This window comes from Mucilaginibacter gracilis (assembly GCF_003633615.1).
Lineage (GTDB): Bacteria > Bacteroidota > Bacteroidia > Sphingobacteriales > Sphingobacteriaceae > Mucilaginibacter > Mucilaginibacter gracilis.
The window spans coordinates 220,636-238,000 of record NZ_RBKU01000001.1; the positions used below are offsets into that span (position 1 = coordinate 220,636).

11 protein-coding genes are annotated in these 17,365 nt (G+C 40.3%); 4 read left to right on the forward strand and 7 right to left on the reverse strand.

Annotated elements, in window-relative coordinates; translation table 11 throughout:
• Nucleotide 1: 1 nt before the first annotated feature.
• The 6 genes from BDD43_RS00910 to BDD43_RS00935 all read right to left on the reverse strand — a co-directional run bounded on the left by BDD43_RS00910 (nt 2) and on the right by BDD43_RS00935 (nt 8,573).
• Nucleotides 2-1,183 carry an endonuclease domain-containing protein gene (locus BDD43_RS00910; protein ID WP_121195755.1) on the reverse strand — a complete coding sequence of 394 codons (1,182 nt, stop codon included), beginning with the start codon at nt 1,181-1,183 and terminating at the stop codon, nt 2-4.
• Nucleotides 1,184-1,189: 6 nt separating this feature from the next.
• Complete coding sequence (locus BDD43_RS00915) at nt 1,190-1,858, reverse strand: hypothetical protein (protein WP_121195757.1); 669 nt, start codon at nt 1,856-1,858, stop codon at nt 1,190-1,192.
• Between the two features lie 865 nt (nt 1,859-2,723).
• Nucleotides 2,724-3,791 carry a DNA polymerase beta superfamily protein gene (locus tag BDD43_RS00920; RefSeq protein WP_121195758.1) on the reverse strand — a complete coding sequence of 356 codons (1,068 nt, stop codon included), beginning with the start codon at nt 3,789-3,791 and terminating at the stop codon, nt 2,724-2,726.
• The gene (locus tag BDD43_RS00925) at nt 3,788-4,543 is read right to left on the reverse strand and encodes a nucleotidyltransferase domain-containing protein (RefSeq protein ID WP_121195760.1); all 756 of its coding nucleotides are present in this window, start codon (nt 4,541-4,543) and stop codon (nt 3,788-3,790) included. Before BDD43_RS00925 ends, BDD43_RS00920 begins: the two co-directional genes overlap by 4 nt.
• 19 nt (nt 4,544-4,562) lie before the next feature.
• A complete protein-coding gene (locus tag BDD43_RS00930; protein WP_121195761.1) occupies nt 4,563-7,124 on the reverse strand; it encodes a polynucleotide kinase-phosphatase in 2,562 nt (853 codons plus the stop codon).
• Between the two features lie 21 nt (nt 7,125-7,145).
• Nucleotides 7,146-8,573, reverse strand: coding sequence for a 3' terminal RNA ribose 2'-O-methyltransferase Hen1 (locus tag BDD43_RS00935; protein WP_121195763.1), 1,428 nt, complete (start codon nt 8,571-8,573; stop codon nt 7,146-7,148).
• Nucleotides 8,574-8,735: 162 nt separating this feature from the next.
• On the opposite strand from BDD43_RS00935, the gene BDD43_RS30465 reads away from it, so the two are divergent.
• Nucleotides 8,736-9,185 (forward strand): hypothetical protein, encoded by a 450-nt coding sequence (locus BDD43_RS30465; protein ID WP_246001381.1) that lies wholly within the window; start codon nt 8,736-8,738, stop codon nt 9,183-9,185.
• A 5-nt stretch (nt 9,186-9,190) separates the two neighbouring features.
• The gene (locus BDD43_RS30470) at nt 9,191-9,793 is read left to right on the forward strand and encodes a helix-turn-helix transcriptional regulator (RefSeq protein WP_246001382.1); all 603 of its coding nucleotides are present in this window, start codon (nt 9,191-9,193) and stop codon (nt 9,791-9,793) included.
• A 26-nt stretch (nt 9,794-9,819) separates the two neighbouring features.
• Here the strand turns inward: BDD43_RS30470 and BDD43_RS00950 are convergent, their stop codons facing one another.
• A complete protein-coding gene (locus tag BDD43_RS00950; protein ID WP_246001385.1) occupies nt 9,820-12,801 on the reverse strand; it encodes a DEAD/DEAH box helicase in 2,982 nt (993 codons plus the stop codon).
• A 152-nt stretch (nt 12,802-12,953) separates the two neighbouring features.
• Here BDD43_RS00950 and BDD43_RS00955 point away from each other — a divergent pair, with 152 nt between their 5' ends.
• Entirely contained in the window at nt 12,954-13,967 is a 1,014-nt protein-coding gene (locus tag BDD43_RS00955; RefSeq protein WP_121195766.1) for a PDDEXK nuclease domain-containing protein, read from the forward strand.
• Between the two features lie 1,882 nt (nt 13,968-15,849).
• On the forward strand, nt 15,850-17,280 hold the full coding sequence (gene fumC, locus BDD43_RS00960; protein ID WP_121195767.1) for a class II fumarate hydratase: 1,431 nt from the start codon (nt 15,850-15,852) through the stop codon (nt 17,278-17,280).
• The last annotated feature ends 85 nt before the right edge of the window (nt 17,281-17,365 follow it).

Consider the following 17,365-nt stretch of genomic DNA (forward strand, 5'->3'; position numbering starts at 1 on the left):
ATCAGATATTGTCTTCTTTTAATATTCCGAAATATCCAATGCGCTGATCAGTTTTTAAGGAAAGTTTTCCTTGCTGTATAAGGCGAAAGGCTTCCTCTATCTCTGTTACACAATGATTAATTTCATTAAAGATTTCAATGGACGAGAATCGAAGAATATGAAAGCCCCGTTGCTGAAGGTAGCGATCTCTAACGCGGTCACGTATATAGGTCCCAGGTCTTGCATGAAATTGTAAACCATCACATTCGATGGCGAGAGATAACCCATTGTTCGTTTTGATTACAAAATCGATCTTATAACGATGTTCTGCACTATATGCTTGATATTGCGGAATGTGAAGTAAGCCTGCTGATTTTAATCCATCCGCCATTTTCTCTTCAATTGGTGTTGATGGCCTAATATCCAGCCATGATAGATTATGCTTACGTTTAATCAGTTTGTCAAGATTACCTTTGGTATAGGCTAACATCTGTTGGCCCTTACAATAAGGATAAAGTGCATCGATTAAATCCGCCGTACAATCATCTTGATTTGTTTTCACCTGTGGACAGATTTCGTTACTCCCTATAGTGATAAATTTAACAGGGCAATGGTGGCTCATCGTATATGATATTGCATCTGCGGCTATGGCCAAAGGAATATCGTCTAAGCCAACATCATATTGATCTATGTATTTAGCAATGTTATCGAGCAGGCGACTCACGGGTAAATTCATATAACAAAACCGTTTGAACCAGCTCCTAACCACAAAAGACAGATTGATAAACGTAATGTGATTACCCGGTGCATTCCGGAACATAAAATCATGAAACAGGACTTCTCTGTTTATTCGATAGTGGTGTGAGGCCTCTTCTTCCTTCGGTGTGCCGTGCCGGTTATGGTAATCGGCAATCCAGTTAGCGTTACTACCCCATTCTTTCCAACTCATTGGAAAATCCCCCCATCCTTTCGCATTATGTCGCCCGGATTTGTTCGCCCAATTATCTACCGTCTCTCGTAAAAGACCTTTTGCACCCTGCACAAGAAAATTTCCACTTTTATACGCAATTAGGTGTACAATTTGTTGTCCACGTGAAATACTGGTTTGAACCCCGCCCTGGACATCTTTTTGCTGGATAACTTTCGCATCGATGGCGATACAAAATAATTTAAATGAATCAAGTGTCTCGTTTAGCACATTCATCTCAATTTAGATCAGACCATCACTGATAAGCTCTTTAACGATCAACCTTACGTCGACGATATTAAGTCGATCTACAAGAGCCAGTTTATTTCCTAAGCCATTCAACGAAGTTCCCATAACAACACCTTTTTCCCTATCACCTGAAATCCAAAACCTATCATGATAATCATAACTCAACTGGTGTATTATATTCAAAGATGGGTTTAGCTTTTTTAAAGAAAACTCTATCGCGGCTTTCAACGTTGCATCAATAGAGTAATTGGTAATGAAAATCAATTGGGTTATTTGTAGCAAATATTTAGCTAATACTTGAATAACAATGGTTACATAATCAGGGTTTTTTGATTTGGCAAAGAAATAAGGATCAACAATGATCAACTCGTCCTTAATGCCAATCTTATCTAAATAGCGTTGTAACAGAGGAATGATCTTGTTAGCCGGTGTATCCTTAGCAACCACATCCTCTAATAGCAAGTCTGCTGAGATCAAACTCGAAAATCCATTATTCAGCAAGTGCTCTACAATTTCATCTTTAAAAGAATAAACAACACTTGAAACCTGACTCACATCGTAATTACTGAGGTCAACACCTTCTTTATTCGATAGATTAACTACCAAATCAATATAATTAGAGTTGTCTTTTAAAGGCTTTAAAATCCAGACAATATTGTTCATGTAATTATATCTATCAAAGTGTGAAGATAATAAGTAATTACTAAAATCGATGCCATGTAGCAAGGTGAAAAGAAAATAGCGATTTTAGTTGATTTTTATCGATATCGGGCAAGGTCATGCAGAAAGGTAGCTAAACGAAGCATTAAAGTACGTGGAGAATACACATTCGCGGCTGAACAAAATGATACAGCTAAAATATATTTTTCAGGAAAATTACGTTGTTTTTTGGGATGAAAAAACTCTGTCAAAACTCTGCCAAAGCCGTATTTTCCACCTGAAATTTTCGCCTTTTGCGTAAACTTTTTTTCAAAAAACAACCGTGGAGAATACATTTTTCTTCACGGAAAAAAATGAAAACAGGAAATTCATATAATTTTTACGGTGGAGAATATGTTTTTCTTCACGTCAAAAACAATGCGTTTCCAAAGCGTAGAGCAATAATTGTCTACGGAAAATGGAGAATGTTTCTTTCTCAACGAAATTGAAAAAATCGTCGTTTTTTTGCGCAAAAAGTTAGCTTTTTCGTAAATTTGGGTAGGTAAAAACTCTGTCAAAAGAGTGACAAAAAACACTAAAAACTGCAAAATGAAAAATCAAAAACCGCTCTCAGAGCATCAAAAACGCAGTTTGAGTAATGCAATAACGGCGCTCTCCTCTCCGATATCTTCCATGTGACTTTTTAAGTAATTGATTATCAAACACTTAAAAAGTAAAATCGGTAATTTTTGGTAAAGTCTGCCAGTAAATGTTTCGCTTTCCATATGCATTTGAATATCAATAAGTTACAATTGCAAGAATGAGAATTTGTATTCTCCACTTTATTTATGGTCGATGAATATGCAAGGTATTTTAATTACTACATTTCTTAACTGCTATAAATAGATCTTCTAATTTGCACCAACAACCCTTCTGCTATTTGAATATTAGGTTTATCAGGCAAAGCAGATTTTTCATAAGCGCCCCTGACTTCTTCCATCTTTTCTTCCACCATTCGCATCAGTGCATCAAACTCAAACTCGCCATTGCGGATCTTGAGCAGAAAGTCGCGATCATCACGCTTAACGATCACTTTTTGGTATAGCGCAATTTCTTCGGCCATGTTTAAGAGCCGGAAAGTATGCATCATATTTTTAGCATCGTAGCTTTTGCCATGTGATAATGTGCTTTGATAGCGTTGCTCATTGCGCTTTGTTTCCCATTCCTGGTATTCCTTGTATTCCCGGCAGTAAATGGAATAGCTATCCTTGTTAAAGTTTATGACAGCGACGTTTTCTACACCTTTAGGCACAGAGCTTAACTGTACGTCATCGGCATCGGCACCCGATATGATTCCTTTGAATCGTCCTTCGGTTAATTGCTTTTGATGGTATAGTAAGTACACATTCCTGAAATGGTCGAGATTAACTAAGCCGCATTCTTCTTGTGTGAAGCTATGTTCTATTAGCCATTCCTTTAATGGGATACTGCCATTATTATGGATTACAAAGCAGAAATCTAATACCGATTTACGTTCGGTATCTAATGGCTTGTTGATCTTCTTATTTAGTCCCCTTGCTTTTTTGATTTGTGTTTGGGCATATCCGGCAAAGGTATCCAGGCAAAGTTTCGACAAGAAATCCTCCGGCTTTATCAGATCCATTAATGGATGGCGAAATAATACATGCTCTTTTGGCGTGCTTAATAACTCCAATATATTGGGATTATTCTTCGCCAATAACTCCAGGAAACGACCTATCTCAAAGTAAACTTCATCGTTAGATGCATTAGCAATCTGATCTTGCCGCTCAAATCCATATAGCTGTTTTTGAGGCATGATGAAGATTCCTTTTTTGTCCACGTCAGAGCCAGCCACATTCAGGTTGTAAGCTGTGCTGCCGCTGATACAATCCAATAGTATAAGTTCTTTTTGTTGCTTTAGCTGTTCGTAGGTCATGGCTGTATGTATTTTCTAAACACTTCATTCAGTTCATCTGCGTCTTTCTTCTCCGATTGCAGCAGAGGCAATTGTTCCCTGCAATAATTCAGTGTATCAGCTAACCACTCGTTAAGCAAAGCAACGGGTTTGATAAAAGCCTTTTCATCCGCGTCTTTCTTTTGTTCAAGCAAATGATCGATGCTTTTTTGAATTTTATCATTGCTTATTAATACCCTCAGTTTATCAAATTCCATTGGCGGTACAGATTGTTTCTCAACTATCCATTGGCAAGCTAAAGTAGGGCGCAGTGCATAAAAGTAGCGCTTCAGCTTGACAAGTTCACTTTGCAGATCATCTCTAAGCGTATTGTTCGCCATTGATAAATAGTGATTACCACCCGAGCGCAAGGAAAAATAAGCTGGCATTAAACTGCGCATTTCATCAGCGAAAGTATTATCCTGACGATATACGATAGGTGATTGCAGCCATTCGTACAAAGGGCCATTTGATTTGAGGAATAGCTTCAAAGCCTTCTTTAGATCCCAACCGCCGATATCCAATACTTCGTCAACCGGGAGGCCAACCACATCCGGCATTTCTGCAATACTCAGATAGTGGTTGACATTCCGGGCGTAAATAAAGCGAACATCAAAGTCACTATCGGGCGAGGCAAAGCCCCAGGCCCGGCTACCCGATTCGCACGCATACAGGATTTTTATATTTTCCGATTGCTCCAGTTCAGTTAACTTTTGCAGGATGATGTCTTTCATGTTAGCAATAATTATTCATTTACAATCTTGGGTCTACAGGTTCACTTTCCATAGCCAGCACTCCAAATACACATTGGTGTACGCGTCTTAACGGTTCTTTATCTGTAAAACGCTGCAACCCTTCTATGCCCAAAGCAAACTCGCGCATGGCTAATCCTCTTTTGGCATTTAATCCGCGCGACTTTAGGCGGATGATGTTTTCAGCGGCGGTATATTCCGGACCATAGATGATCCGCAAATATTCTTTTCCCCTGATCTTGATAGCTGGTTGTATCAATCCTTTACCGTCTCTTTCAATAAAGTTGTAAGGTTTAACCACCATACCTTCACCGCCTTTCCCCGTTAAAGATAACCACCACTCCGTAGCATAGTTAATGCTGGTTTCATCATTCAGTTCCACGACTTTATAAGGTGTAGCCAACAATATAACCGGATCGGCCTCACAAATCTTTTTTATTTGTTCCATATGCCATTCGTGATTCTCACTTGTCCAAAGTTTTCCTTCGGATGCTAAGATGTGGAATGGCGCCAGTTTATAATCGTCAAGGCTGTTTACCGGCCAGCAATACTGCTGATAAGCTTTAGTGAATTGCTTAGCTTCATTTTGCCTTTCGCTATATTCCGCTAACAATGCTCCTCCGTTTGCATCCCTTTTAGTTAATTGTTTCAGCGCATCCATCACATCGTCCAAGGCATGCGTTGCCGCGCTGCCTACAGCTGCATATTGCGTTTGTAGTAAAGCTTGCGCTTTAGCACTCCAAGGCATTAACTCAGTATCCAAACAAACCCAGTCGGTATCGAATGCTTCATAGAATCCCGAATTGACCAAAGCTTCATTCAATCGTGCCAACAAGGCCTGCTCGGTTGCTTTGTCATTGAAGAAGGCGCGACCTGTACGGGTATAAACCGTACCTATCCCTTCTCCTGTAATTCCAAATGCTTTGCTGATCGCTTCTTCATTCTTACCCACGATAACCACCGCCCTTGAACCCATATGCTTCTCCTGGCAAACCACTTTACTAATCCCGGCTGCTTTGTAATAATCAAAAGCTTCGGTTGGGAATTCAAGGTAGTCATCCAGTATGCTGGTCTTCGACGGACTCATTGTAGGCGGCAAATAGATCAGCCATTTTGGATTGATCGCAAAGCGGCTCATGACTTCTAAAGCCGCAATGGCGTTTTCTTCCCTTATGGTGATGTTGTTACCCAAGCGCGTTTCTACAATTTGCTTCCCTGTAAATTCAGCGATATCCAACACGGTATCATTTTCCTGTTGCATGGTTAAGCTTGTTTTGTCGGCTTTACCATGATTTAAAGGCTTTACCGGCTCGCAGTAAACCTGGGCGGCCTTTACGGCTACCAACTCCCGTTCAGGATAGCGCAAAGCGGTTAATGACCCGCCAAATACACAGCCGGTGTCAATATCAATGGTGTTGTTTAGCCATTGTGCTTCCGGAACGGGCGTATGCCCGTAAACAACCATTGCTCTGCCTTTATACTCGGCCGCCCAGTTCAACCTGACCGGTAAGCCAAATTCATCAATCTCGCCAGTAGTTTCTCCGTACAGGCAAAATTCACGTACCGCACCTGAACCACGACCCTGCATGCTTTCTTTTAAACCTGCATGCGCAACTACCAATTTACCGCCATCAAATACATAATGGCTGATAAGCCCATCTAAAAACTTCCTGGCCTGTTCCCTGAATTCCTGAGTTTCCAGACTTAACTGATCGATCGATTCCTGTAACCCGTGTTTGGCCTGGACGTTTTTACCGCTTAACCAGCGCATGAGTTTAATGTCATGGTTATCAGGCACACAGTAAGCGTTACCGGTCGATGTCATGCTCATGACCAACTTTAATACATCAGGCGTTTTAGGCCCGCGATCAACTAAGTCACCTGCAAAAACAGCCTTTCTGCCCTCAGGATGAACCCATGTTTCACCATTGTTAGTGTAATTCAAGTCTGTCAAAAGCTGTATTAACTCGTCATAGCAGCCGTGTATATCACCTATGATGTCTAATGGCCCTGTTTCTTCCTTTTTATTGTTATATAAAGGATCGCGCACAATACCGCTTATCGCATCAACTTCTTCAGGTGATCGCAATTCGAAGATATGGCGAAAGCCTTCGTACTTTAACTTTTTAAAGCTTCGTTTCAATTGCGAGATATGCTGCGGTATCACATGCGCGCCGAAGTTTCTGTCGGGGCGTAAGCCATTACGCTGCGCGCAAACTTTTTCCGGCATATTCAAGATGATAGCTACCGGCAGACAATGATATTCCCTGGCCAGCTTTATCCAGTCTTTACGCGCCTCTTCCTGAACATTGGTGGCATCTATTACCGTAACCAACCCGTTCTTTAAGCGCAGGCCGGTGATGTACCTGGCCAAAGCAAATGCGTCGGCAGAGGCAGCCTGGTTGTTTTCGTCGTCACTCACCAGGCCACGGCAGGCATCAGAAGATACAATCTCCGTTGGCTTAAAATGCTTTTTAGCAAACGAAGATTTTCCTGAGCCGGTAGCGCCTATCAGGACCACCAATGCTAATTCGGGTATTTGTATGGTTTTATTTGTTGACATTTCTTTTCTTCTTAATGGTGATTATACCAATTGTTCTGCTATTTCATCACGGCGGCTAAATACCGCCATCTGGCTTAATGCCCCAACTTCAGCATCCACCTCTCCAACCGGTTTAAAGATCACGTTGTAACTATATTTTACAGCCAAATCAGTACCCCAGCTTTCAAATTCTTTCCTCGTCCACTCAAAGCGGTGGTCGCTATGGCGCATTTTACCTTCTTGGTGATCTGCAAAACGCACATTGTATTCTGCGTTTGGTGTCGTAATAACTACAACGCCCGGTTTTGCAAATTCGAATACCGATCTTTCGAGCGCAGCCAGTCTCGGTTCATCCAGGTGTTCTATCACTTCTACCAATGCAGCGCCATCAAAGCCTTCCAGTCTTTTGTCCCTGTAAGTTAATGAGCCTTGAATCAGCCGTACTCTTTGCAGTTGCCTTTCCGGCATCCGTTCCAGTTTCAGTCTTTCCTTTGCGATCTCCAACGAGCGATAGCTCACATCCATGCCCAAAACAAATTCAAATTGCTTTTCGGCCAATAAAAGCTTGATGAGTTTACCTTCGCCGCAACCCAAATCCGCTACCCGTTTAGCGCCAGCCAACAATAACTCCTCTTTAGCGGCATGTAAGCGTAATTCGTGTATGCGTAATTGCGGCTCTTCAATATCGGTCATTCCTTCTATCGTTATTTCATTTTCTACCGCTTCCTTGATCTCATCCTTGCTCAACAATCCACCTAATGCCTGATTAGTCAGCAATCGCTGATTTTTCAGGTACCTGCGAACGACCATTTCTTTGGCCGGATGGGTTTCCAACCAATCCTTACCTTTCTCCAGTAGCTTTTCGACTTCCTCCTGGTTTACCCAATAATGCTTGTCGTTGTCACAGACGGGTATCAATACATATAAGTGCGAAAGCAGTTGCTGTAGAGTCAGTTTGTTGCTTAGCTCTACAGTAAAATATCGGCTGTAACCCCATTCCGGGAAAGTGGGATCAAGGGTATGTTGCACGGCATTAACTTGGTAGCCTAATGGCTCAAATAAGGCTCTCAACACAAGCTCGCCACCCTTTACCGGCAATACTGATAGCTTAACTGTAAATGGCATGGCTACATCTACCAACTCCGGCTTATCCTTGCATCTGCCGTTAAGAGCAGAGGAATAAGCTTTGGCAATGGCAGCGCTCATAAATGAACTTGACACATAAGGCCGGTCATTCACATATTGTTCCAGGGCAAAGTCATTGCCTTTAGGCCCGGCACTCCTTACCAATCCCACCGGGTCGATGTCCAGTAGTAAAGCGGCTGTGCATTTTTCATCACTTACTTCCGGATAAAAGATATGAGCCTTTCCTGCCGATAGATCAACAGATTGTATTTTACCCGGATGCTTGTGCAATAAGTAGCTCAGATCATCTGCTGGGAAATGCGTGGTGGATATGGTTAGTAACATCAGTTTAAGATTGAACGGTTAAGATAATTATTCTCCTCAATGCGGCGTGCATTACCTTCTTTATTAGCAATGCACGCTTTCAACACTACAAAGGTGAATACTAAGTGCGCAGTCTTTTTGCGCAGTAAAAAATAATTAGCATATTTATTAAAATATTTTTCGATGCCTGTTAACCGCAACGCCCTTGTCCGATATCGCACTATTGATAACTGTCTACAGAACCGCTATAAGAAATGGACGCTGGACGATCTTATAGATGCATGTTCTGATGCTTTATATCAGTTTGAAGGCATTGATAAGGGTGTGAGCCGCAGATCGGTACAGGCAGATATTGAAATGATGCGTAGTAATAAGCTGGGTTACGAGGCACCTATCATTGTTGTTGACCGGAAATATTACACCTATGCTGAAAAAAACTATAGTATCACCAACAGCCCGATCAGCCAGCAGGACATGCAGGTTTTAAGTGAGGTATCCAGTTTGCTGAAGCAGTTTAAAGGCTTTAACCATTTTACCGATTTGAACGAAATGGTGAGCAAACTTGAAGATAAGATCTATTCGCAAAAAACGCACAGCCCGCCGGTGATGATTTTGAAAAGAATGATAACCTGAAAGGATTGGAATATATTGAAGGCATCCGTAAGGCGATTGTGGCTAAGAAAACACTTTGCTTAACGTATCAGTCTTTCAAAGCGCGGGAAGCCAGTACTTTTTGCTTTAGCGCTTATTTGTTAAAAGAATACAGAAATCGCTGGTTTGTTTTGGGAATACCGCATAAAAATAGAGGTCATCTGTTAAACCTTGCGCTTGACAGGATACAATCCATAGAAGAGCATGATGAGAAATATCGGGAGAATAGAATTATAGACTTGACTACTTATTACAATGATGTGATCGGCGTTACCAAATCTCCCGGTCAGCGTGATTGCGAGGTGGTATTCTGGATCGATAATGCTAACGCGCCTTATGTAATCACCAAGCCGCTTCATCATACGCAAAAGCTGTTAGGTGACGAAAACGAGGGTAAGGTTTTTAGTATCAAAGTGATTCTTAATTTTGAGCTGGAGCGGGAACTATTGGGATTCGGTTCAAAAATAAGAGTCTTGCGTCCAAGGATATTGGTGAAACAAATTAAGGCGCAGCTACAAAAAACACTTAGTAGCTATGAAATAGTAGAAAAGCAACATTCACTAGAGCACGAATTGCCAAACGAGGATTGAGGATTTTTCAAGTATCGATCTTTAAGCTAATATAATTTTTCTTCCAATAGATCCTTCCAAATAATGAAGCCTTTGTCGTCGGAATAATCATGAACGACCCTGCTAAAATGTTCAGGATTAGTTTCAAGATATAGCTGCCGCCCTTTTGTTCGTATCTGTCCAAGCAGTGCATCTATCCGCTTTAAATTCCTTTCAAGTTCGTAGGCAGACTTTTCGATATGCCATATATAGGTTGCTTCTTCGGTATCTAATGTTTCCCAAACCAAATGATATTGATTATTGCCAGAGAGCAAGAACACAAATGAAAAAGGCTCTAATACAAAGCGGAGCTTTAATATAGATCGTTCATGTTTTTGGGAAAGGTAACGGAGATGACGATGATGCTTATACTGCTTGAGAGTCAGTATGTTTTCCAATAGATCATCCTCATTTGTATAAATCAATTGTTCACTACCGCCTTGCACTTGCCCGGCATCCAATAGATTTTCTTCACCAGCAGGAATGCCTTTAATGATCTCTTTACTCAAGAACCGGAACTTTACACTTTCAATAACCTCGCGGTTTATCTTATCAAGATCAATTGAGGTTGCTGATTTAAACACCAGCCTATTATGTTGAAAAGTGGCCCGGATATTTATCAATACAGTTGTGCTTTTTAGAAACCTGATAAAGTAGGGTTTAAGTACGGTAAACTCGGGCCTGATATTTAGGTTCTCTATTTCAAATTCAACTTCTTTATTATTAAAAGCGGCTAAGGGGCGTTTAAAAGCAATACTACCAAATCTAAATTCCAAATTCTCAATGGGCACCTCAATTTTCTCATTGATTTGACCGCTTACTACTTCGCTTTCATCTAACAAGCTCGTTAGTCCATTTTGATCGAGCTTTTTATAATACTGGTTTCTTTTCTGAAAGAGTCTTTCCAGATAGCTAATCTTGTGGTCACGGTAATCGTAAATGACAGGTAATACTTCTGATCGTTGTACCCTGCCGATATATTGAATCAGCTTACCCTCAAAAGCAAATGGGTAAACTAAGAACAGGCACTCTATATTCTGGATGTCGGTTCCTTCGCCAAAATACTGGCCTGTTGTAATCAGCACCTGTAAGTCACCTTTATTTATAGCTGCCCATTTAGACTTTTTAGATAAGTCAGAATCTTCGCCACTTAATGCTATGGTATCGTAATTTTGTTTTAAATATTGTTGCAGAGAAGTGATATGCTCTTTCCGTTCTGTGATGATAACAGCTTTTCTACCGGTATTTAATTTTGATACCACATCATTTAAAATGAGTTGATTTCTTGCCGAATCATGGATCAAGATCTTAAATAGTGTTTCGAACTTGTCTGTTTTGGTATTAAAGGGAACAAACAGATCGGTATCCCTAATGATAATCTGCGTACCAGTTTGATTTTGCACATCCGGTGCTTTAACCTCATGGATGATTTCTCCCAAATGAATAAATATTAACTTGCCATCATTATACTTTCTAAATGGTGTAGCGGTGAGCCCGTACATATAGTAGCTACTCAGTTTCCCAATAACACGCTGATAAGTTTCAGCCGGAACATGGTGGCACTCATCAATGATGATGGTACCAAACGCATTCATCAACTCTACATTTTCAGCTGTTGCCAGTGCTTTTTCCATACTTTGGATCATGGCAACAGTAATGTGTTTACCGGGCTTGTTCTTTCCTTGACCAATACGTCCAATATCCTTTTTAGGAATCCCCAGGAAGGATTCTATGCGTTCTATCCATTGGTCTGCCAGTTGCTTGCGATGAACTAAAATGAGTGCCGGTTGCTGCTTGTCTTTTATAATAGCCAAACTCAATACTGTTTTACCAGAACCAGGCGGAGCGACAATAACTCCAAAATCTTTTTTAGTAGCTGCCTGCTGCGCGGGTAATTGATACTCCCTTAATGAAATAGTGCCTTTAAAACTGATTAACTCTGCTTTCTTTCTTTGATCTTCGAGTACATATTCAATTTGCAGCTCTTTACAAAACCGTAATAACCTACCAATAAATCCACGGGGGATTGAAATAGAATCCGGTGTTTCATTCAATAGTTTAAAGTAGCGTTTTACGCCAAAAGTGTTTTTATTGATATTCTTTTTTACCTGGTATTCATTGTTGGGAAAGTTTAGTTCCTCTTTCAAAAAGCCAACAACCGAAGCAGGTAATCCTATGCGGCTAATATGAATTTCATTGTTTAATAATATGGCTAACTTACCAGCTATAGGCTGATCTTTTTGAAATAGCCCTGTTGAAAGTTCGTCGTGGGCAGTTTGTTCTTTGTAAATGTAATTGAGTTGGCTTATCTGAATCCTTTTGATTGTTTTTAAAAAAGACCACTGGTCATCAAAGGGCTGTAAGGTTTCAGGATCAACGAAACAGCTATTGCCATCGTTTAGGCTCGTTTTGTTTAAGGGTAAAGCAATAAGGTTTCCTAAGCCTTTCTTTGAATGGTAGTCCTGATTGGGAAAAAGCCGGTCAAAGCTTGAGTTTTTATCGAAAACAGAAATCAAGCCTGCTTTCTGTAGCAGGGCCATCATTATCTTTCTGCTCCGAAATGCTTCATAGGGCTCTTCAAAAAATATCCATACGTGGCCACCTTTGCCGGAACGTGAGCGCTCTAAGTAAGTAGGTATATCATGTTCCTCACAGATTTTGATAAATGCCCTGCATTCTTTAATCCAGTCCGCTTCATCAAAATCAGCCGCAATGAACCAGGATGTATTATCTTGTAATAATGGGTAGAGGCCTACAACTTGCTCACCTTTTAAATGCTTAATTAAATGATCGTCTGTTAACGTTTGATATGATTTATCGGTAAAGGTTTGAAAAGTACCGCCTTTCATTTGATGCAGTCGATATCGGTGAGGATCAAAACTATAAGCAGGCATATAGCTGCTTTTACCACTTTTCTCCCATCTTAAAGCAAACACATCTTCCCTGCCTTTGAATAAGGACTTGTATAGATTTAATCGGTCATCTTTCATTTAACATAGAAATTTAGCCTCGTCCAAATTTAGGAAACAAATTATTCCCGTTCTAATTGATTTGAGTAACCACGGTTTTAGTTAGGATTTCATCTTTTTTAATACATCCTCTATTTTTGTAGTTTTGCGAGTGAACCATAATTCTTTATACAATGCTTATTAATCAATCTGTCATAGCTGATATTCAAGCCATTATTCATGATGCTAAAGACAAGGCGATCAGGTTGGTTGACCATGAGCGTACATTAATGTACTGGCAAATAGGGCAACGCATTTTCGAAGAAGAACAACAAGGGAAAGACCGGGCGGATTATGGTAATTATCTCACTAAATTTATTGCTGATCAATTAGAACCCGAATACGGTAGCGGATTCTCGAAGCGGCAGATAGAATTATTCCGCCAATTTTATCGCACATTCCCAATTGCGAATACACTGTATTCGCAATTGGGTTGGAGCCAGTATAAAGTTATCATCAGGCTTGACAGCCAAGATAAACGTGATTTTTATATAGCTGAAACTATTAAGAATAACTGGACCGTACGCCAATTAGAACGTCAAATCCATAGCAGTTTATGGGAAAGGTTATTAATGAGCAACGACAAAAATAGCGTATTGGCTGTGGCCCGAAACGAAAAGCAACCGTCTGATGCTAAAGAGATCATCAAAGACCCAATGTACTTGGAATTTTTAGGATTACACCGTGAGGCATCCTATTATGAAAAAGACCTGGAGCAAGCGATCATTACACATTTGCATGATTTTCTATTAGAAATGGGTAACGGTTTTGCATTCGTTGCAAGGCAAAAGAGGTTACATATTGAAGGTGACGAGTTCTTTATTGACCTTGTTTTTTACAACCGGCTTTTGCAATGCTTTGTAATCATAGAGATAAAGACGACAAAATTCACCCATCAGGATATAGGTCAGCTACAGATGTACGTAAACTATTATGACCGGTACGAAAAGAAGGACTTTGAAAATCCAACAATAGGTATTTTATTATGTGCAGAAAAGAACAATGCCGTTGTGAAGATTTCCCTTCCGGAAGATAACAAAACCATTTTTGCAAGTGAGTATAAATTGTATTTACCTACCGAACAACAATTAATTGCAGAGGTTAAAAAGGAAATTGACAAGAGGGATAACGACCAAGAGAAGTTGTGATAAGTCGTAAAAGAAAAAAGGATTTAAAATTAAAAGAGTGGTTAAAATACCTGAATTTTTAGTGGAGAATAGATGAAAAAGGCCTAAAATCACAAAAAAAGTCAGTATTTTTATAAAAGGCAATTTTGAAAAAAGTTTAAAAACCGCATTTTTGATATCCTAAACAAGGATTTTGGGAATAATTTCCGGCGAAAAACTCTGTCAAAAGTCTGCCAAAAAACACTAAAAAGCTGCAAAATGAAAATTAAAAAACCGCTCTCAGAGCCTCAAAAACGCAGTTTGAGTAATGCAATAACGGCTTTAAGTAATCCGATATTCTCCACATATTGATTATCAGGCTTTTAGATTAACCTCTGAAGGCCTGTTTTTTTTGAGGGAACAACATAGGTACAACACTTTCCTTTATTTTTATCGCGTTTTCTTCGCTACAATCTGCCTGAAAAACAAAAACAGTAAGTTTTTTTAGTCGAAATGCATATCGCTAACGCCCGTAGTGGAATAAATTATTGAACACACCATCCCATATTTACCGCTTAAGCAACCAAGAGCACGCGCCGGGCGAAATGTCAAGGCCCTTTAGATTTACTTTGTGATTATTATCGAAAGTATCTTGTTGACAAAGAACAGGGTGAACCAAGTCAAGGCCCAGGCTAAAGACCGAAGGGCAGTGTCACTCGACGTTTTAAAAAGATTAGTTAGTTGAGCTTGAGTAAATCTTACTTGCATTACAAATTTAGGTTTATGCAAATTAGGAAATTTTAATAACCAACGAGACTTCTTTGCGAATGCATCTGTATTTGCGCATTAACATACCCCTTTGCTATGTGGAGAATAATTGATTTTTTACTGCTGATTAATGGCATTTATCAAGGTGTTTTGGTAGAGTTTTGCCACACTTTTGCCACACTTTTGACGGAGTATTAGCCAGTCTTTTGGCAAGCTTTTTTTGTTTTTCTTATGTTTTTTTGAGCGATGGAGAATACAAAAATCACCACAAAAAATGGAGAATATTGCATTTGACCCAATTTTTTCCGTGGAGAATTGGTTTTTCTTCACGACAAAAACAATGCGTTTCTAAAGCGTGGAGCAATAAATGTCTACAAAAAATGGAGAATATTTCTTTCTCGACGAAACGGAAAAAATCGTCTTTTTTTTGCGTAAAAAGTTCGCTTTTTCGTAAATTTGGATAAGAAAAACTCTGTCAAAAGAGTGACAAAAAACACTAAAAACTGCAAAATGAAAAATCAAGAACCGCTCTCAGAGCATCAAAAACGCAGTTTGAGTAACGCAATAACGGCGCTCTCCTCTCCGATATCTTCATGATGCATTGCAAGTAATTGATTTTTAAATACTTGTAAATAAAAACCAATGGTTTTTTGCAAAGTCTGCCAATAAAACACCCGCTTCACTTAACTGTTTGAATATCATTGTTATAAGCTTTAGAAATTGCGGATTTACATTCTCCACTAGGAGTTAATTTGGCACAAATTCCTTTGAAATTCGCATGGCAGAGTTTTAATATTATCGATTTTAAGTTATTGAATATCACGGTTGTCAATATGGTACGTGTCGAATGTCGCGTTCTCAATAATTTATGAAACAATTTTATAAGAACATTAGTGACTGTTGCCAACCGGATGCCTTCAGTGAAAAATTATAATTTATGAAATCGAAACATTTAACCTTTCCGGTGCTTGTTACAGCACTACCCATTCCGGAACAATAACGCCGTTCCGGTTCTCCTGAAAAATTAAGCCTGCCAGGTGGGAATAACAGTGTTACGTGAATTAGTGATCATCATCATTTTAAAGCGGTTGCTTATCACAATAGTTTCTTTCGCAATAGTCCACCATTACACCACATCTATTAAACTACACCTCCTATGTCAACATTATTGTTAAACATTCCCGATACCGAACTACATTTCAGAACCGAACATGACTCGATGGGTGATGTGCAGGTGCCTGCAGAAAAATACTGGGGCGCACAAACAGAACGCTCCCGTAATAACTTTAAGATCGGCCCCAAAGCTTCTATGCCGGTTGAGATTATCGAAGCGTTTGCATATTTGAAAAAAGCAGCCGCCTATGCCAATACCGATTTAAATGTATTACCTGCAGATAAGCGTGATCTGATCGCGATGGTTTGCGATGAGATATTGCATGGAAAACTCCCGAATGAGTTTCCGTTGGTGATATGGCAAACCGGCTCGGGCACGCAATCCAACATGAACCTGAACGAGGTTATTGCCAACCGTGCGCATGTAATTCACGGCGGTGCGCTGGGCGATAGTAAAATGGTGATCCATCCCAATGATGATGTAAACAAATCACAGTCATCCAATGATACTTTTCCTACTGCTATGCATATAGCAGCTTATAAAATACTGATCGATATGACCATACCGGGTATCGAAAAACTGCGTGATACGTTAAAAACGAAATCGGAAGCTTTTAAAGATGTGGTAAAAATTGGCCGTACCCACCTGATGGATGCGACGCCCTTGACGCTGGGCCAGGAAATATCCGGCTATGTATCCCAATTGGATCATGGCCTGAAAGCCTTACGAAATACCCTGGATCATCTGGCTGAATTAGCCCTTGGCGGCTCTGCTGTAGGCACGGGCATGAACACACCAAAGGGATATGATGTGAAAGTGGCGGAGTATATCGCCCAATTCACTGACCTTCCATTCCGCACAGCCGATAATAAGTTTGAAGCACTATCGGCCCACGATGCTATTGTAGAAAGTCATGGTGCACTGAAACAGATCGCGGTATCTTTAATGATGATAGCCAATAACATTCGCATGCTAGCATCAGGCCCACGCTGTGGTATAGGCGAACTGCATTTGCCGGAGAACGAACCTGGCTCATCAATCATGCCGGGTAAGATCAACCCTACACAAAACGAAGCAGTTACCATGGTGGCCGCACAGGTGATGGGGAACGATGTGGCTATTACTATCGCGGGATCTAATGGGCAATTTCAGCTCAATGTATTTAAGCCGGTAATGGCCGCCAACTTCCTGCAATCCGCCCGCCTCATCGGCGAGGCTTGCACATCCTTTGATGAGCATTGCGCGATGGGAATCGAACCCAATTACGGAGGTATAAAAAAACACCTTGAAGAATCACTGATGCTGGTAACCGCATTGAATCCGCATATAGGGTATGAAAATTCTGCCCGGATAGCTCAAAAAGCAATGAAAGAGAATTTATCGCTGCGGGAATCGGCCATTGGTTTAAAACTAATGACCAGTAAACAATTCGACGAATGGGTAAAACCCGCTAATATGGTGGGCACTCTCTGATAAAATCACTCATGAATTGCCCGGATCGTTTTTACAAATATTCCGGGCAATGTTTTAATCTACTGTAGGATCGTCTTTACAGCAT